Genomic DNA, 16943 nt, shown 5'->3' on the forward strand with positions numbered 1-16943 from the left:
GCCGGCCCCGTCATGTTTATCAGAAACAGAACGATTCTCAGGCAGCTTTAGTCATCCCACGCAATACATACTGAAGAATGCCACCATGCCGGTAATATTCAACTTCGTCCAGTGTATCGACACGGCAGAGCAGCTGAACATCCTGCGTGCTGCCATCAGCACGCTTAACGGTCATCGTTACATCCATACGTGGTGTAATTGTCTCAAGCCCTTTGAACGAAATAATCTCATCACCTTTGAGATTAAGAGTTTTTCGGGTTGTGCCTTCTTTAAACAGCAATGGCAGAACCCCCATTCCAACCAGGTTGGAACGATGAATACGCTCAAAACTTTCTGCAACAACGGCTTTGATACCCAGCAGCAGCGTGCCTTTGGCAGCCCAGTCACGCGAGGACCCCATGCCATATTCTTTACCACCAAAGACAACCAGAGGGGTACCCTCTTCTTTGTATTTCATGGCTACATCATAAATGAAACCCTCTTTGCCATCAGGGTAATGTCTGGAAAGACCTCCCTCCGTGCCAGGAAGCATTTCATTTTTGATACGAATATTAGCAAAAGTGCCACGTACCATTATGCGGTCATTGCCACGGCGTGAGCCGTAAGAGTTAAAATCGCGCTGCTCAACGCCATTTTCAATCAGATAACGTCCTGCCGGGGAGTCTTTTTTAATCGCACCGGCAGGGGAGATATGATCGGTCGTGATATTGTCACCTAACAGAGCAAGAATACGCGCATTTTCAATATTACCCGGCGCAACAGGCTCGTGTGTAATACCTTTAAAATATGGCGGGTCCTGCACGTAGGTAGATGTTTTGTCCCACTGGTAAGTTTCAGAACCTGTTACAACCTTCAGATTCTGCCACTCAGGCGTACCTTTAGAAACATGCTTATAGCGTTTGATAAATTCCTCACGATTAATAGAAGAACCCATCAGCTCAGCAATCTCTTTATTAGATGGCCAGATATCTTTCAGATAAACAGGTTTACCATCCTTCGAGGTGCCAAGAGGATCTTTCGTAATATCCTGGCGCATCGTACCCAGTAAAGAATAGGCAACGACAAGTGGAGGGCTGGCAAGATAGTTTGCCCTTACGTTCGGAGAGATACGCCCTTCAAAGTTGCGGTTACCTGACAAAACAGAAACAGCAACCAGATTATTGTTTTCAATTGCATCAACAATATCAGGTGCCAGCGGGCCTGAGTTACCAATGCAGGTTGTGCAGCCATAACCAACGGTATTAAAACCAAGCGCATCCAGATCTTCTGTCAGACCAGCACGAAGCAGATAATCTGTAACAACCTGAGAGCCGGGAGCCAGGGAGGTTTTTACCCATGGTTTTGGCGTCAGCCCAAGAGCCCGTGCCTTACGCGCAACCAGACCAGCCGCAATCAGTACCGCCGGGTTTGATGTGTTGGTGCACGAGGTGATAGCCGCAATAACGATATCACCCTGGCCAATTTCATAGTTAGTTCCTGCAACAGGTGCTTTTTTATTCGCATCATTTGCCGGAATACCAAGAGAAGAAGTCAGCTCTTTTTCAAACTCTGTTTTCGCAGCAGTCAGGATAACCCGGTCCTGAGGGCGTTTTGGACCAGAAATAGACGGTACAACAGTTGCCAGATCAAGCTCAAGAATATCTGTGAAAACCGGCTCAGGTGTTTCAGCAGTGCGGAACATACCCTGTGCGCGTAAATACTCTTCAGTCAGCCTGATACGATGTTCGTCACGACCTGTTTCATGCAAATAATCAAGCGTCAGCTTATCAACAGGGAAGAAGCCACAGGTCGCACCATATTCAGGCGCCATATTGGCAATCGTTGCACGGTCAGCAACAGGCAGATGATCAAGAGCAGGGCCAAAAAACTCAACAAATTTGCCTACAACACCTTTGCGGCGCAACATCTGCGTAACAGTCAGCACCAGATCGGTAGCCGTCGCCCCTTCAGGCAGCTTACCTGTGAGACGGAAACCGATCACGTCAGGAATAAGCATAGCAATAGGCTGCCCCAGCATTGCGGCCTCAGCCTCAATGCCACCAACACCCCAGCCCAGAACACCAAGACCGTTAATCATAGTTGTGTGGCTGTCTGTACCATACAACGAGTCAGGGTAGACGTAGTCTTTACCACCAACATTTGCTGTCCAGGCGACCTGTGCAATATATTCAAGGTTCACCTGATGGCAGATCCCTGTATCAGGCGGAACAACTGAGAAGTTTTCAAATGCCTCCTGCCCCCAGCGCAAAAAAGCATAACGTTCTGCATTACGCTCAAACTCCAGCGTAATATTCTTCTGCAGCGCATCAGGTGAGCCATAAACATCAACCATCACAGAATGGTCGATCACCAGGTTAACCGGCACCAGCGGGTTAACCTTTTGTGCATCCCCCTTCAGCTTCACGATGCCATCACGCATAGCGGCAAGGTCAACAACGGCGGGGACACCGGTGAAGTCCTGCATCAGAATACGGGAAGGCTTAAACGGCACTTCCTTCGTGCTGCTGCCTGAAGGGAGCCAGCCTGCAATCGCCTTTGCATCGTCAACGTTATAGGAGCGGCTGTCTTCAAAACGCAGAATGTTCTCAAGCAGAACTTTTAGCGATACAGGCAGGCGACTGATGTCACCGATTGACTTCGCCGCCTCAGGAATTGAAAAATAGTGATATACTTTGCCGTCAACAGTAAGCGAACGGCTGGTTTTAAGTGAATCGTGCCCAACGGTTTTCATTTACTTTAATCTCCCCGATCACAGCCAGTGGCTGGTGATACGCTCAGGAAGCCGACACACAACATTATGCTGTATATGCATCCAGATTCCCGGATGCCCGGCTTGATATCCTTACGGGTCTAGAACATACCGGCGAGGCATTGTGATACAAGGCGGTCTGCGACCACGAGAACGCGAGCAGGCCTGCTTCTGCGGGTTTTGATGGTAACATTAAGGAGAAGTCCCATCTCCGGGCATTCATTTTCACCAGGTTGTTCATCCATGTCGGTTATACCCTTACTCGAAGGCGACTCTTTGTGTGTGTTCAGAGGTGAGCGGCTCGTTCTCAGCAAGATCAGCCTCTCCCTGCATGCAGGGGAAGCTATGCTCCTGACAGGACCAAATGGCGCAGGAAAATCAACACTTCTGAGGGTTCTGGCCGGGCTAAGACACCCTGATGCCGGTACGTTGTTATGGCAGGGACAACCTGTAAAAGATGACATAACAGCCCATACACAACGCGTCGCTTACCTTGGTCACCAGGAGGCTCTGAAACCTGGCCTGACGGTTACTGAAAACTTAAAAATTTATGCGACCACGACAGGCAGTAACATTGCCGAAGCTCTGAAAACCTTTAATCTTCTGGAGCTGGCTGACCTGCCCGCCCGCCAGCTCTCTGCCGGGCAGAAGCGGCGTACCGCTCTGGCCCGCGTTTTACTGAGACAGGCCCCTTTATGGCTGCTGGATGAGCCCACACTTGGCCTGGATAATGCAACTATTAGTCTGCTGGGCGAGGCTCTGACCCGCCACCGTCAAAAAGGCGGCATGATAATTGCAACCTCACACGTTCCTCTGCCAATGGATACAACCTCTCACCTCGACCTGCCAGCGGCACCAGATCGGGCTGTCATGCCAGATACGTCACCGGATGACTGGACCTGGCATGAGCATTCAGGAACCGCGCCATGATGCCCTTATTCTTTGCCGTTATTATACGCGACCTGCGCCTGGCACGCCGGCATGGTGCTGACACCTTGGGCGCGGTTCTCTTCTTTATTCTTGCCGCGACCTTATTCCCGCTGGCACTGGGGCCTTCGCCAGAGCTGTTACGCCACATGGCACCGGGTATTATCTGGGTCTGTGCGTTGCTCGCAGCCCTTCTGCCGCTCGGAAGATTATTTGGCGCAGAGTTAGAAGATGGTTCACTTGACCAGCTCATGCTGCTTGGACTCCCCGCCTCTCTTGTTGCACTGGCAAAAATGACAGCACACTGGCTAACAACCGGCCTGCCTCTTTTGATCGCAGCGATTCCCATGGCTGTTATGCTGGGCCTGCCACAGGTTAGTATTCTGGTTTTAACAGGCGGATTATTTCTGGGGTCAGTGATCCTGTCACTGATTGGCGGCATGGCAGCTGCCGTTGTGCTGGGAGCAAGGCGGAGTGATGTACTTCTGCCGCTTTTAATTCTGCCACTCACCTGCCCTGCGCTGATTTTTGGCGCAGCAGCACTGGATGCCATCAGTAATGGTCTGCCCTGGATACCTGACCTTGAATTACTGGGAGCTTTTCTGGGTGCGGCTTTACCGCTCTGCCCACTGGCAGCCGGAGCGGGTCTCAGGGCGGCGGTTGAATAGCCGCTGCCCTGCTTTTTTAATCAGACCTCAGATATAATACTCTTCAAGAGGCTGGAACCCGTTGAAGCTCTGAGAACAGTATGTCGAAATATAAGCACCGGCAGAATGCAGCTCTATCTGCTCACCTGATTCAAGAGAGAGAGGCAGCTCATATGGTGCTTTTTCATACATAATGTCAGCGCCATCACAGGTCGGGCCGGCAATAGCAACCGGACCAACAGGTGACCCATCCCGGCTCGTATGAATAGCATACCGGATAGCCTCGCCTTCTGTCTCGGCCAGACCACCAAAACGACCAATATCAAGATAAACCCAGCGAGGCCCGGTTTCGCGCCCACGCTGGCTGACCAGAACAACCTCTGAGCGCACAACGCCGGCTTCACCAACGATATAACGGCCAGGCTCGACCAGCATTTCAGGCAGAGCATTACCAAAATGCTCTGTCATGGCGTGGCTGATAACCTGCGAGAAATGATCAATACCCGGTACATCATGACGATATCTGACCGGGAACCCTCCGCCCAGATTAACCATCCGCAGATCCAGGCCTGTGTCAGCCAGTTCAGAAAATACACTGGCGACACGGCTGATAGCGACTTCATAAGCCTCGGCTGAAAGCTGCTGGCTACCAACATGAAAGGACAGACCATAAGGGTCGAGGCCCAGGTCAGCCGCTTTGAGCATCAGTTCTTTTGCTGATTCAGTGCTTGTGCCGAATTTACGGGATAACGGCCACTCAGCGCCTTCGTTATCAACCATAATGCGGCAATAAACACGCGAACCGGGGGCATGCGCTGCAATTTTTTCCAGCTCTTCAAGGCAGTCAAAAGCATACATCCGCACGCCTGCAACATAAGCTGCCTGAATAGCCTGAACTTTCTTTACAGTATTCCCAAAGGAGATCGATTCTGGTTTTGCACCGGCTGAGAGACAAAAGGAAATCTCTTCCCATGAAGCCGCATCAAAGCAGGAATCCAGCTCAACCAGGCGCGAAAGCACAGGCATAGCCGGGTTTGCTTTCACAGCATAATAAATGCGTGCCTGTGGCAAAGCATGACGCAGCGCCTGATAGCGTGCCTCTACCTGATCGACATCGACAACAAGACAAGGTGTAGCCGGTTTGTTTTCGGCAAAAAAACGAGCAATTTTAGAAGTCACCACTCACATTCCCCGATATCAGGACTCCCGTTTTACATCACTGTATTAAGGAGCGACTTAAAGACTTGGCCTATAAGGCCATAAACAATAAAAAACCTTTACCCTCGAAGGTCCTGCCGCACGGATTATCCGGCTTTATCGCTCAGCTTTGGGAAAGCAACGCCACGTGCATCAGCCGTGGCAAGGGGTGTGCATATGCGACTAAACAAACACAAGCGCAAGACAAAAATAACATTTTTTGAAAAAAACATAGAAACTCATAGCATCGCACGGTAGAAGGTCTGTGCATCTCATTAAAGTTTTCTCATGTTCGTGTCAGAGAACATTTGAAACGTTTTTTCGTCGTTACTGTCAGTCTTACGACAGAGACAATAGCCGATACTATGCCGAAAACCGGAGATACACCGTATCAGAGAAGACCTCCTCTTCTCTGAAATATGAGTATAAGGATATTTCAGAAACAATGCAGGCCGATTGCAGCCAGGCTGAACACACCCCTTCTGAGACAAAAAATCAGAGTACCCTTAATACATCTTCTTCCGCACCTGTTCGCACTATTGCACGCCCTTCGCAGTTTTCCAGGCACGAATGGCGTCTGATTCTGTCACAGGCCATCAAAAATATTTTCTCCGGCCCTATTACTCTGGTGGCTGCGGGGTGTGCTTTCTATACCACCCTGTCTCTCTTCCCGGCGATAAGTTCACTCATCTCAATCTACGGGCTGGCTTTTGACGTACAGACTGTCACACCGCAGCTGCGTGTTCTGCGCAGCCTTCTCCCTCCGGCAGCATATTCTCTGATTTATGACAGAATACAAACACTGGTTGCTGAACCTCACAGCTCACTAACCCTCAATCTGATCATTTCACTTAGTGTCGCCCTGTGGTCGGCATCTGCGGCAACACGCTCAATTCTTGCTGCACTTAATATTGCCTATAATACTAAAGAAACCCGCAATTTTTTTGTCTTTCAGATTACCGCTCTGTCGATGACACTTTTTGCCATTCTCGGCGCAGTGCTCACAATAGCCATTATGGTCGCGGTACCTCTGCTGCTCAATATGACCATGTGGCTGCACATCCCTACTCCACCAGGATCAATTGAATTTGTCGCACAGTGGAGCGGGCCTCTGGTTGTTTTTCTGTTCCAGACGCTGGCAACATGCGCATTGTACCGTTTTGGACCAGACCGCCACTATCGCACAAACTGGCGATGGGTTTTACCAGGAGCCTTGTTTTCAACAATTACCTGGGTCATTTCGGCTCTCGGTTTTTCTTATTATGTCGCTCACATCGCAAGCTACAATGCAACCTATGGCCCGCTCGGAGCCTTCATCGGCATTATGATGTGGTTTTTCGTAAGTGCCTGGGTTGTTATGATGGGTGCCGAGCTCAGCGCCCAGATGGAAGGGCAGGCACTGGAGATTTCAGGCAAAGCGCCACAACAGCATTAATGAGATGCTGTTGTGTGTCGCTTACGCAGGAAAGGTTTTGAATATTTAACCGTGGGCTGAGCTTCAGAATTCTGAACGGATGAAGCCCTGTTTTCTGCATCATCAGCTATCGGAGCCTGAGCAACTTCTGTTGCCTCAGGTACTGGCTGAACCTCAACATGAGCAACGCCTTTTTTTAGCATACCCAGACGTTCAGCAGCTGCCTTTGAAAGATCAATAATTCTGTTATGAACGTATGGTCCTCTGTCATTAACCATAACGACAACTGACCGCCCCGTTTCCTTCGACGTTACCAGAATTTTGCTCCCAAGCGGTAATGTCGGGTGCGCAGCCGTAAGAGCTGTTTTATCAAACATTGTTCCTGAAGACGTACGGTGGCGATTAAAATGCTCACCATACCAGCTTGCCAGCCCTTCCTGGTGCAGGCGATGCTTCATGGAATCAACACTGCTCATCAATGCACGTTTACGCGCCGCCAGAGCGTTACGAACAGACTGCGCCCAAGGCGTAGAGACCGGCTCACCTGTGTTATCAGAAGAGGCCAGAGCGGTATCAGGAGAATTTCCTGTTTCTGCAACTGCTGCCCCGGCAGAGGATGATCCAAGAGCTGTCATTAAAACGACCCCTCCCAGAAGTGTTCGGCGCAAAGCTGACATCGTGTGTTGTTCCCTCCTCATTAATAATCAGGGCAACCCGGATGCCTTCTATACTCGATGTAAAGCGCAAATGTGGCATAAAAAATCAAAAATATGTTTTTTTCTATACCTGACAAGCATAAAAAACGCACTGCTATTAAATCATTTAGTGCAAATAAACACGACATATCTTATTGGTTTTTAATTGTTTTTTAATATTTCCGATAATAAATTTTTTCATGAAAATTAATTCATCTCACCAGCTTATCTTGGAGAGTTTATCCCCTCTGTGCTAGCATCTCCCCACCATGGAAAGACCTCTTATTGCCGTACTTAACGGCCCTAATCTCAACATGCTCGGCCAGCGCCAGCCCGAAATTTACGGACATGCGACGCTCGACGACGTGGAACAAATCTGTATTCAGGCAGCAGATAAGCTTGACCTGGCTATCGATTTTCGACAGACGAATATAGAAGGTGAGCTGATTTCCTGGGTGCAGGAGTGCCGTAAACGTGCCCGGGGCATCATTATTAACCCTGCAGGATATAGCCATACATCTGTTGCGCTGCTAGATGCTTTGCTTGCAACAGATTTGCCAGTAATTGAGGTACATATTTCTAATATTCACCGTCGCGAGCCATTCCGTCACATGTCTTATGTTTCGCGCGCTGCTGTTGGCGTTATATGCGGACTGGGCGTGGCAGGATATTCCCTGGCGCTGCAGGCAATAACTGATTTTATTTTTCAAGAGGATGATCACCGATGAGCGGATTGCTCGTGGATGCGGATACCATTAGAACACTCGCTACCATTCTGGCCGATACCGGCCTGACAGAAATTGAAGTTACCGAAAAAGACAGTCGCATTCGTGTGGTACGCGCTCTGCCGCCCGTACAGGCAGCTATTGCTGCACCGGTAGCAGCTCCTGTTGCAGCGGTTGCCCCGGCTGCTGTTGCAGCTCCGGCACCGGTTGCTGCTCCGGCTGACCTTTCCGCTCACCCCGGAGCCGTTAAAAGCCCGATGGTTGGTGTAGCCTACCTCACACCTGACCCGTCAGCTCCACCTTTCATCAGCGTCGGACAGACCGTCAGTGCCGGTCAGACTCTGCTCCTGATTGAAGCCATGAAAACTTTCAACCAGATCAAAGCGCCAAAAGCCGGCACAGTTAAATCTGTTCTCGTCGCTTCAGGTGATCCGGTAGAATTTGGTCAGCCTCTGGTCGTTATTGAGTAATGTTCTCTAAAATTCTTATCGCCAATCGTGGCGAAATTGCCTTGCGTATCCTGCGCGCCTGCCGGGAGCTTGGCATCAAAACCGTGGCTGTGCATTCAACTGCTGACCAGGATGCAATGCATGTTCGCCTTGCTGATGAAGCAGTCTGCATCGGCCCGGCCTCATCACGCGATTCGTACCTGAATGTTGCCGCCATTCTTTCTGCCGCAACCATCACCGGTGCGGAGGCAATTCACCCCGGCTATGGCTTCCTGTCAGAAAACGCCGACTTTGCCGAAACGGTAGAATCGCACGGTCTGGTCTTTATTGGCCCAACCGCACAGCACATCCGCATGATGGGCGATAAAATTACCGCTAAAACCACCATGCAGGCACTTGGTGTTCCTCTGGTTCCCGGCTCTGATGGTGAACTGGCCAGTATTGAGGAAGCACGTAAGGTCGCAGCTAAAGTTGGCTATCCTGTGCTGATTAAAGCTGCAGCAGGTGGTGGTGGCCGTGGCATGAAAGTTGCTCCGACCGAAGCTGACCTGGAAGAAGCCTGGAATGTAGCCCGTACAGAAGCTCGTGCAGCTTTTGGCAATGACGCAGTTTATCTTGAAAAATACATGGATAAGCCCCGTCATATCGAGCTTCAGATTCTTGGCGATAACTATAATAATGTCGTCCATTTTGGTGAGCGTGACTGCTCTTTACAGCGTCGCCACCAGAAACTGCTTGAAGAAGCCGGGTCACCTGCTATTTCAGCAGAACAGCGTGATGAAATTGGTAAGACCGTTACTGAAGCCCTGTCAAAAATGGGCTACCGTAACGCTGGCACTCTTGAGTTCCTGTATCAGGACGGCCAGTTCTGCTTTATCGAAATGAACACACGTCTTCAGGTTGAACATCCTGTGACAGAGATGGTCAGTGATGTTGACCTTGTGCGTGAGCAGATTCGTATCGCAGCCGGTGAGAAACTTGGTTACACACAAAAAGATGTAACATTCTCTGGTCATTCCATTGAATGTCGTATCAATGCTGAAGACCCTAACGACTTCTCACCCTGCCCCGGTACTGTAACAGTTTATCACCCGCCAGGTGGACTGGGTGTGCGCGTTGATAGTGCACTTTATACCGGCTATCGCGTACCGCCTTACTATGACAGCATGATCGCTAAGGTCATCGTTCATGCACCAACACGTGCAGAAGCGATTGCCCGGATGCAACGCGCTCTTGATGAGTTTGTTGTTGAAGGGATTAAGACGGTTATTCCTCTGCACCGTCGTATTCTTGAAAATCCTGAGTTTCAGAAAGGTGACTACACCATTCACTGGCTTGAGAATTTTTCAGCACAATTACAGGAAGTCTGACGCGTTTTTTAAAACCTTCAGACTTCAGTCAGGGGAGGGTTTTTACCCTCCCCTGACGTGTTTTTAAGCACCCAAAAAGCCTGTTTTATTCAGCCGGAATGTAAACTTTACCGCCAGCCTTACGGAACTCTTCGCTTTTCTCTTCCAGTCCGGCGAGACGCTCAGCATCTTTTTTAATGTCCTGGCTAATGCGCATAGAGCAAAATTTAGGCCCGCACATAGAGCAGAAATGTGCTGTTTTATGCGCTTCACGTGGCATTGTTTCATCATGATAGGCACATGCCGTATCAGGATCGAGAGACAGATTAAACTGATCCTCCCAGCGGAATGAGAACCGTGCACGGCTTAACGCATCATCACGCAGTCTTGCAGCGGGATGACCTTTGGCCAGGTCAGCCGCATGAGCAGCCAGGCGATAGGTGATAACACCGGTTTTCACATCATCACGGTCTGGCAGCCCCAGATGCTCTTTTGGCGTGACGTAACACAGCATTGCGGTGCCAAACCAGCCAATCATAGCTGCGCCAATAGCTGAGGTAATATGGTCATAACCAGGTGCGATATCAGTGGTTAGTGGCCCAAGCGTATAAAAAGGAGCCTCACCACAATCTTTGAGCTGTTTATCCATATTTTCTTTGATCTTGTGCATAGGCACATGCCCAGGCCCTTCGATCATCACCTGACAGCCTTTTGCCCAGGCAATTTTAGTCAGCTCACCAAGGGTTTCCAGCTCAGCAAACTGCGCAGCATCATTCGCATCGGCAATACTACCCGGGCGCAAACCATCTCCCAGAGAGAAGGAGACGTCATAAGCGCGCATAATGTCGCAGATTTCTTCAAAATGCTCATACAAAAAGCTCTCACGATGCCCGTTGAGGCACCAGCTTGCCATGATCGACCCGCCACGTGATACAATGCCTGTCACACGGCTGGCTGAGAGCGGCACATGCTGCAGGCGAACCCCCGCATGAATGGTAAAATAATCCACTCCCTGCTCAGCCTGCTCGATCAGTGTATCACGAAAAACTTCCCAGCTGAGTTTGCTGACATCACCACCAACTTTCTCAAGCGCCTGATAAAGTGGCACTGTACCGATGGGTGTTGGCGAGTTACGAAGAATCCAGTCACGAATATTATGAATGTTACGACCTGTTGAGAGGTCCATGACCGTATCCGCACCCCAGCGAATAGCCCAGACAAGCTTTTCCACCTCCTGAGCCGCAGTGGAGGTCACTGCTGAGTTGCCAATATTAGCGTTCACCTTAACAAGAAAATTACGCCCGATAATCACCGGCTCAAGCTCAGGGTGATTAATGTTAGCCGGAATAATGGCACGGCCGCAGGCAATTTCCTGCCTGACAAACTCAGGCGTTACAAACTCAGGCACAGAGGCACCAAATGAGTTACCATCCTGAAGACGTGCAGCGGCTCCCTCAGCAGCAATCTGGCGACCAAGGTTTTCGCGGTGTGCAACGTAAATCATTTCTTCTGTAATGATACCCGCACGTGCAAACTCATATTGCGTGACCATCTGCCCTTCAGCGCCTTTTAAAACGGCATGAGGTGCAGGACAGGCAGGCACCAGATGCTCACCCTGGGCGTTACCATTATCTTCAGGTTTCACAGCACGTGGTGTGACCTGCTGGAAATTACGTTTTTTAAGCCACCCGGTACGCACCTCTGACAAACCCTGGCGCAAATCTATCTGCGCATCTGTCTCGGTATACGGGCCAGAAGTGTCATACACCCACAAAGGTTTTTCCTGCGCTGACGGGTCGAGCTTAATTTCCCGAAACGGAACACTGATATCCGGGTGGCCTTCAGGGCTTGAATAGACTTTGCGTGAACCACGTACAGGACCAGTTGTCACATGCCCGGGATCAGCAGCAAACATGCTCCTGACATCCGGCGCCTGATTTTTTTTAGTTTCAACAGGGGCAGTCATCTCGCTTACTCCTCATTACGGAGGAGCGGAGAGCAGAAAAAACCCGGCAGGCACCCCACAGGAGAGGTCACAGAACTACACCGGTCGTTTTTTCATTTCACCAGTCCCTCCGCCGGCATGACCCGGATCAGGTTCCCCGTCGCAGCTACATACTGCGAACGGCAGGGTCGCCACGCGTTCTGACCAGCAGAACCAGTAGCCTCTCAGTTCCTTGCCGGAACCCCCCTTGGTAGTTTTCATGAAATAACTTTCTGTTTGAAAATGTCAAGCACCTGTGCAGGAGTTGAGCTTTCTAACACAAAAGCAATCAAGTCTTTGCAAAATCACAACAAATATGGCATGTATAAAATATGCAAACAGAAAAGAAACGCGCTCAGGAAGCCATAAATAACACTGAAATCTCTCCTAATGCCAACCTCCTCTTATGGATAGCCGCCTTTGTTGCCGCTATTTGTGGTGGGCTTTACGGATATGATACTGGCATCATATCCGGAGCACTTTTGCTCATAACAAAAGATTTTCATCTGACCTCTGGTCAGGAAGAAATCGTTACTTCTGCTATTCTTATTGGTGCCGTTACAGGTGCTCTTGGTGTCTCATACTTCTCTGAAAAATTTGGTCGTCGTATATCTGTCATGCTTGTCACAGCCATTTTTGTTATTGGTGCTGTGGCCTGTTCTTATGCGCCCGATATGATTTTTTTAGTTATAGCACGTGTTTTTCTTGGTTTGGCGGTAGGGGGTGCAACACAGGTTGTACCAACTTATATTTCCGAACTCGCGCCGGCCAGCAGACGCGGCAACCTCGTCACGCTCTTTAATGTTGCAATTGGTGTCGGTATTTTTCTTGCCAACCTGGTTGGCTTTACTATGCGTGATGCCTGGGGATGGAGACCCATGGTCTCCATTGCAGCACTACCGGCCGCTTTTGTGTTTATCTGCATGTTTTTCATGCCCAAAAGTCCTCGCTGGACAGCTGAAAACGAAGGGCTGGCCTCTGCGGTAGAGCAACTGAGCCGGGTGAGAACTTCACGCAAAACAATCAAACGTGAAATTCACGAAATTCACGAAAATGCTTCAAATATCAATGAAAACGAACGGGGCTGGAAAGGACTGAAATTACCCTTTGCCCGTCCGGCTCTTATCGCTGCTCTGGGTATCGCCTTTTTTACACAGGCAGGCGGTCTGGAGATGATGATTTACTATACACCGACCTTCTTGTCCGATGCAGGATTCGGTCATTCAGCCGCTTTGCTGGCCAGCCTTGGTGTCGCTGTTGTTTACCTGGTTATGACACTGCTTGGCTGTCTGCTGGTTGATAAAATCGGTCGCCGTCGCCTTGTTTTAATTATGGGACCGGGCTCAGTTATCAGCCTGATCGGCCTGGGTATTATGTTTGCCATCCATCCTGACAAAGGCAGTGCTGGCAGCTGGATTACAATTCTCTTTCTCCTGCTGTTCATGATGTTCAATTCAGGTGGCATACAGGTCGTAGGCTGGCTCCTGGGGGCTGAGCTGTTCCCTCTTTCTATGCGTGCCGCTGCAACCAGCGTTCATGCTGCTGTACTCTGGGGTGCTGACCTGCTGGTAACAGCAACAGCACTGACACTGGTGCAGCTTGTTACCCTTGGTGGCACCATGTGGGTTTATGCTGCTGTGAATCTGGCTTCTGTTATTTTCGTTTATTTTTATGTACCTGAAACAGCAGGGGCATCGCTCGAAGATATTGAGACAGCACTGCGCAAAGGCGAGTTTAAACCTAAGCCCGGACAGAGCCCTCAGATTCGCAACTATGACGATGAAGAAAAAGATACTGTTCTGAACTGAAGGATTCGCACTGAGTATGTCAGTGCATACTCAGTGCAATAAAAAACCTGATGCTGCTTTTTTATTATTATAAAGCGCAGCATCAGGTTTTTTTATGGGCACGACGCCAGGATGTACCAGGTACGCCCCCATACCCTACATCCGGCTTACGACCCTTTTAGTGCAATTAATAATCATACGCAACTAGAATTTAAAATTTACCCTGCAGCATAACCAGCTGCAGGATCATATTCTCATCTTTATCTGTTTTCAGGCTGGCCTGACGTTGAAACGATTGCAACGGAACTGACGAGCAACATGCTGAAGTAAACCGCAAAAATCAGGTTTTACAGCGTCATGAATTCCACGCACACTCTCATGTGCGGCATAAAAACGCGGATGACTTTCCTGATCCGAAAACACGGCGGTTCCAAGAAAAACACCATCAATTTCAATAATTTTAGAGAGTAACACAGCACGACAACCTTATAAGCACGCAGCTATTATTTTTTATAAGACAGCCTAAGCAGCTGTCAGCTTTTCAAAGGCAACCTGCCTTAATGGCTTAATGCCTACATCGCATTATCGTACGGGTTGTAAACACACCTCAAAACCCCTGAAAACATTGTTGTTTCATTTCGTAACATTAATTTTCTAAAACTAACAACGAAAAGATGTCAATATAAAACTATATATTTTCGTATTATTTTTTCTGAAAATCATATATTTGTTACTCTAATTTTACATATAATCCTTTCTAAAATATGACGTTATCATGACATTGTTAATTTTTAATGAATTGTATTTCACTTAAAAAATAATCAAAATATAAAACACAAAAAAAATAACTAATGTTAATAGTTGTATATTACATATACTATAATTTTATGTATTTTATAAAGTTTCCTTTTTCACCTGATTCCTTGCCTTGATTTTAGCTTTTCTTTAATAATAATTATTCTCAAATAAGCAAGCAAACAGGGCAATATCGATGACACAAAAAAAATGGCTGGCACTGTTTGCAAAACAAAAAAAAGAACAAGCTGCTCTGTCTCTTCCACCAGACATAGAAGAGATTCGTCAGAAAGCTTTTCTGGGGCACTGCCTCGAACAGGTGCTCTGGGGCAAAATTCTTCTTAACAGCACATATGTTCCCTCCAACCCGGCACAAGCCCGCGTTTGGTTTAGAATAGCTGCTGACGCCGGTTATGGCCCTGCCTGGAATATGCTCGGACGCTGTGCTCACTTTGGCTGGGGAGATACCGTCAACTTACTCTTTGCCGCAGAATGTTATGAAAATGCAGCCCGACTCGATGACGAATGGGGACGCTATAATTTAGGAATCCTCTTCATGCGTGGTCTTGGTATGCCACAAAACCTAAAAAAAGCTTTGATGCTTTTTCAGCAGGCTGCACATAACGGGCATGCTAAATCTATGAATATTCTTGCCCGTTTTCTCGAGGAAGGCTGGGAAATCAAACAGGACAGGAACGCTGCAGTTGAATGGTACAGGCGATCAGCAGAAAATGGTGATTACAGAGGACAACATAATTACGCGACTTATCTGATAGAAAATAAAAAAACAGAAGAAGCCCTTCTCTGGTGGGAGAAAGCATTGCCTGATGCAACGTCTGATATTCTCTTCGCAATGCAACGCGCTTTAAACAAACTAAACCACGATAAAGCGATAACTTTACGTCAATCTCTTTTAAAGCGACTTGAAAACTTCCATCAAAACAGCGCTCTTTCTTTACCAGATTAAAAAATAACTCCAGTTAAAAATAATTATCATTTCAAGTAAATATAAAAATCCAGATATTTTTCACAGAAAAAATACAAATATATTATATTTTTTTGTTGATATTAATAATCAATTAGATCACTATAACAGTATCTCTGATTATTTTTATTGATCATCGCCTGGGAATGCTCTACATAATGCTCAAGACATTCATTTCCTAACAAGAAAATGAGAGAGCATATGGCTAAAGATCCAAAAGTTATCGAACATCTTAACACTCAGCTGACAAACGAACTGACAGCTATTAACCAGTATTTTCTTCATGCCCGTACCCTGCGCCACTGGGGTGTTACTCTTCTGGGCAAGAAAGAGTACGAAGAATCTATTGAAGAAATGCGTCATGCCGACTGGCTGATTGAGCGTATTCTTTATCTTGGCGGTCTACCAAACGTACAGCGCCTCAACACCATTCTGATTGGTCAGGATGTTAAAGAAATTCTCGAGTGCGACCTGAAGCTGGAAGAGAAAGCCATGGCTGATCTTCGTGAAGGCATTGCCTACTGTGAAAGTGTCCGTGACTTTGTTTCACGTGACCTGCTTCTTAAGATTCTTGCTAACGAAGAAGAGCACGAAGACTTTCTGGACCGCCAGTTTGATCTTATCAAGCAGATTGGTATTGAGCGCTACATTCAGCTCAACTCTGCAGCTGCTCCTGATCAGGAGTAGTTCTAAAAAAGCCTCGGTTTACCGGGGCTTTTTTTTAAGAGAAGATCATTGCATATTTTTCAGGATTAAATCCTGTTTCAATTTTTTCTTTATATTCAATGACAGGCCTCTTAATCAGAGAGGGATATGTCTGCATTAATATGACAGCCCGGACTTCCGTCAGATCTGTTTTTTCTGCCTCAGGCAGTTTTCTAAACGTTGTCCCATTTTTATTAAGCAGCTTTTCATAACTGATCAGGTCTGCCCACCTGCTGAGAGTTTCTGCGTCAATTCCCTGTGTTTTATAATCATGGAAGTCATAAACGACATTATGCGTATCGAGCCATTTTCTGGCTTTACGCATGGTATCACAGTTTTTTATTCCGTAGATTTTTACCATTGTCATTCATTACCCGTAACGCAAAAAACGCCTCTGGCGCTAAAGCTGAGGCGTTGTGTGAGAATTTATATGATTTGGTTGCGGGGGCAGGATTTGAACCTGCGGCCTTCAGGTTATGAGCCTGACGAGCTACCGGGCTGCTCCACCCCGCGGAGGTGAGGTAGTTTGGAAGAC

The 16943-nt window shown here is 48.1% G+C and carries 16 protein-coding genes and 1 tRNA gene; 9 read left to right on the forward strand and 8 right to left on the reverse strand.

The genetic code is table 11. From position 1 onward, the window contains the following. Positions 1 to 37 precede the first annotated feature (37 nt). A complete protein-coding gene (gene acnA / locus GOB58_RS11500) occupies positions 38 to 2731 on the reverse strand; it encodes an aconitate hydratase AcnA (protein ID WP_173560272.1) in 2694 nt (897 codons plus the stop codon). Between the two features lie 119 nt (positions 2732 to 2850). Further along, complete coding sequence (locus tag GOB58_RS11505) at positions 2851 to 2994, reverse strand: hypothetical protein (RefSeq protein ID WP_158092916.1); 144 nt, start codon at positions 2992 to 2994, stop codon at positions 2851 to 2853. Between GOB58_RS11505 and ccmA the strand changes: the two genes are divergently transcribed. Next, positions 2993 to 3679 carry a heme ABC exporter ATP-binding protein CcmA gene (ccmA, locus tag GOB58_RS11510; protein WP_173560273.1) on the forward strand — a complete coding sequence of 229 codons (687 nt, stop codon included), beginning with the start codon at positions 2993 to 2995 and terminating at the stop codon, positions 3677 to 3679. The two genes, GOB58_RS11505 and ccmA, sit on opposite strands and share 2 nt — an antisense overlap. After that, complete coding sequence (gene ccmB, locus GOB58_RS11515) at positions 3676 to 4344, forward strand: heme exporter protein CcmB (RefSeq protein ID WP_173560274.1); 669 nt, start codon at positions 3676 to 3678, stop codon at positions 4342 to 4344. Before ccmA ends, ccmB begins: the two co-directional genes overlap by 4 nt. A gap of 27 nt (positions 4345 to 4371) precedes the next feature. Here ccmB and GOB58_RS11520 read toward each other — a convergent pair whose 3' ends face one another. After that, positions 4372 to 5502: a type III PLP-dependent enzyme gene (locus GOB58_RS11520; protein ID WP_086553960.1), complete on the reverse strand. Its 1131-nt coding sequence runs from the start codon at positions 5500 to 5502 to the stop codon at positions 4372 to 4374. Between the two features lie 463 nt (positions 5503 to 5965). Between GOB58_RS11520 and GOB58_RS11525 the strand changes: the two genes are divergently transcribed. Continuing rightward, positions 5966 to 6955: a YihY/virulence factor BrkB family protein gene (locus GOB58_RS11525; RefSeq protein WP_173560275.1), complete on the forward strand. Its 990-nt coding sequence runs from the start codon at positions 5966 to 5968 to the stop codon at positions 6953 to 6955. On the opposite strand, the gene GOB58_RS11530 is transcribed toward GOB58_RS11525, so the two are convergent. After that, positions 6952 to 7611 carry a septal ring lytic transglycosylase RlpA family protein gene (locus tag GOB58_RS11530; protein ID WP_173560276.1) on the reverse strand — a complete coding sequence of 220 codons (660 nt, stop codon included), beginning with the start codon at positions 7609 to 7611 and terminating at the stop codon, positions 6952 to 6954. The two genes, GOB58_RS11525 and GOB58_RS11530, sit on opposite strands and share 4 nt — an antisense overlap. A gap of 287 nt (positions 7612 to 7898) precedes the next feature. Between GOB58_RS11530 and aroQ the strand changes: the two genes are divergently transcribed. Genes aroQ through accC form a run of 3 tightly spaced genes read left to right on the forward strand, consistent with a single transcriptional unit; the run spans position 7899 to position 10173 of the window. Then, entirely contained in the window at positions 7899 to 8357 is a 459-nt protein-coding gene (gene aroQ / locus GOB58_RS11535; protein ID WP_086553881.1) for a type II 3-dehydroquinate dehydratase, read from the forward strand. Beyond that, positions 8354 to 8824: an acetyl-CoA carboxylase biotin carboxyl carrier protein gene (accB, locus tag GOB58_RS11540; protein ID WP_086553880.1), complete on the forward strand. Its 471-nt coding sequence runs from the start codon at positions 8354 to 8356 to the stop codon at positions 8822 to 8824. Before aroQ ends, accB begins: the two co-directional genes overlap by 4 nt. After that, on the forward strand, positions 8824 to 10173 hold the full coding sequence (gene accC, locus GOB58_RS11545) for an acetyl-CoA carboxylase biotin carboxylase subunit (RefSeq protein WP_086553879.1): 1350 nt from the start codon (positions 8824 to 8826) through the stop codon (positions 10171 to 10173). The genes accB and accC overlap by 1 nt, the downstream gene beginning before the upstream one ends. An 85-nt stretch (positions 10174 to 10258) precedes the next feature. On the opposite strand, the gene thiC is transcribed toward accC, so the two are convergent. Then, the gene (thiC, locus tag GOB58_RS11550; RefSeq protein WP_086635435.1) at positions 10259 to 12067 is read right to left on the reverse strand and encodes a phosphomethylpyrimidine synthase ThiC; all 1809 of its coding nucleotides are present in this window, start codon (positions 12065 to 12067) and stop codon (positions 10259 to 10261) included. Between the two features lie 401 nt (positions 12068 to 12468). On the opposite strand from thiC, the gene GOB58_RS11555 reads away from it, so the two are divergent. Next, the gene (locus GOB58_RS11555) at positions 12469 to 13944 is read left to right on the forward strand and encodes a sugar porter family MFS transporter (RefSeq protein ID WP_086553878.1); all 1476 of its coding nucleotides are present in this window, start codon (positions 12469 to 12471) and stop codon (positions 13942 to 13944) included. A gap of 249 nt (positions 13945 to 14193) precedes the next feature. On the opposite strand, the gene GOB58_RS11560 is transcribed toward GOB58_RS11555, so the two are convergent. Continuing rightward, entirely contained in the window at positions 14194 to 14397 is a 204-nt protein-coding gene (locus GOB58_RS11560; RefSeq protein ID WP_086553877.1) for a hypothetical protein, read from the reverse strand. 517 nt (positions 14398 to 14914) lie between these two features. Here GOB58_RS11560 and GOB58_RS11565 point away from each other — a divergent pair. Both GOB58_RS11565 and bfr read left to right on the forward strand, forming a co-directional pair. Further along, entirely contained in the window at positions 14915 to 15685 is a 771-nt protein-coding gene (locus GOB58_RS11565) for a tetratricopeptide repeat protein (protein WP_173560277.1), read from the forward strand. 219 nt (positions 15686 to 15904) lie between these two features. Further along, positions 15905 to 16390, forward strand: coding sequence for a bacterioferritin (gene bfr / locus GOB58_RS11570; RefSeq protein ID WP_086635430.1), 486 nt, complete (start codon positions 15905 to 15907; stop codon positions 16388 to 16390). 34 nt (positions 16391 to 16424) lie between these two features. Here bfr and GOB58_RS11575 read toward each other — a convergent pair whose 3' ends face one another. Together GOB58_RS11575 and GOB58_RS11580 are read right to left on the reverse strand one after the other, a co-directional pair. Beyond that, the gene (locus GOB58_RS11575; RefSeq protein WP_173560278.1) at positions 16425 to 16775 is read right to left on the reverse strand and encodes an arsenate reductase; all 351 of its coding nucleotides are present in this window, start codon (positions 16773 to 16775) and stop codon (positions 16425 to 16427) included. 69 nt (positions 16776 to 16844) lie between these two features. Beyond that, positions 16845 to 16921: transfer RNA gene (locus GOB58_RS11580), tRNA-Met, on the reverse strand. Between the last annotated feature and the right edge of the window lie 22 nt (positions 16922 to 16943).

It is taken from the genome of Acetobacter thailandicus (assembly GCF_011516655.1).
Classification (GTDB): domain Bacteria; phylum Pseudomonadota; class Alphaproteobacteria; order Acetobacterales; family Acetobacteraceae; genus Acetobacter; species Acetobacter thailandicus.

What these genes read in the sequence shown, in the direction of transcription:
- GOB58_RS11565 (WP_173560277.1), top strand. Translation starts at nt 14,915, where the DNA reads ATGACACAAAAAAAATGGCTGGCACTGTTTGCAAAACAAAAAAAAGAA.
- GOB58_RS11555 (WP_086553878.1), top strand. Translation starts at nt 12,469, where the DNA reads ATGCAAACAGAAAAGAAACGCGCTCAGGAAGCCATAAATAACACTGAA.
- ccmB (WP_173560274.1), top strand. Translation starts at nt 3,676, where the DNA reads ATGATGCCCTTATTCTTTGCCGTTATTATACGCGACCTGCGCCTGGCA.
- GOB58_RS11505 (WP_158092916.1), bottom strand. Translation starts at nt 2,994, where the DNA reads ATGGATGAACAACCTGGTGAAAATGAATGCCCGGAGATGGGACTTCTC.
- GOB58_RS11525 (WP_173560275.1), top strand. Translation starts at nt 5,966, where the DNA reads ATGCAGGCCGATTGCAGCCAGGCTGAACACACCCCTTCTGAGACAAAA.
- ccmA (WP_173560273.1), top strand. Translation starts at nt 2,993, where the DNA reads ATGTCGGTTATACCCTTACTCGAAGGCGACTCTTTGTGTGTGTTCAGA.
- bfr (WP_086635430.1), top strand. Translation starts at nt 15,905, where the DNA reads ATGGCTAAAGATCCAAAAGTTATCGAACATCTTAACACTCAGCTGACA.
- GOB58_RS11530 (WP_173560276.1), bottom strand. Translation starts at nt 7,611, where the DNA reads ATGTCAGCTTTGCGCCGAACACTTCTGGGAGGGGTCGTTTTAATGACA.
- thiC (WP_086635435.1), bottom strand. Translation starts at nt 12,067, where the DNA reads ATGTTTGCTGCTGATCCCGGGCATGTGACAACTGGTCCTGTACGTGGT.
- accC (WP_086553879.1), top strand. Translation starts at nt 8,824, where the DNA reads ATGTTCTCTAAAATTCTTATCGCCAATCGTGGCGAAATTGCCTTGCGT.
- accB (WP_086553880.1), top strand. Translation starts at nt 8,354, where the DNA reads ATGAGCGGATTGCTCGTGGATGCGGATACCATTAGAACACTCGCTACC.
- aroQ (WP_086553881.1), top strand. Translation starts at nt 7,899, where the DNA reads ATGGAAAGACCTCTTATTGCCGTACTTAACGGCCCTAATCTCAACATG.
- acnA (WP_173560272.1), bottom strand. Translation starts at nt 2,731, where the DNA reads ATGAAAACCGTTGGGCACGATTCACTTAAAACCAGCCGTTCGCTTACT.
- GOB58_RS11575 (WP_173560278.1), bottom strand. Translation starts at nt 16,775, where the DNA reads ATGACAATGGTAAAAATCTACGGAATAAAAAACTGTGATACCATGCGT.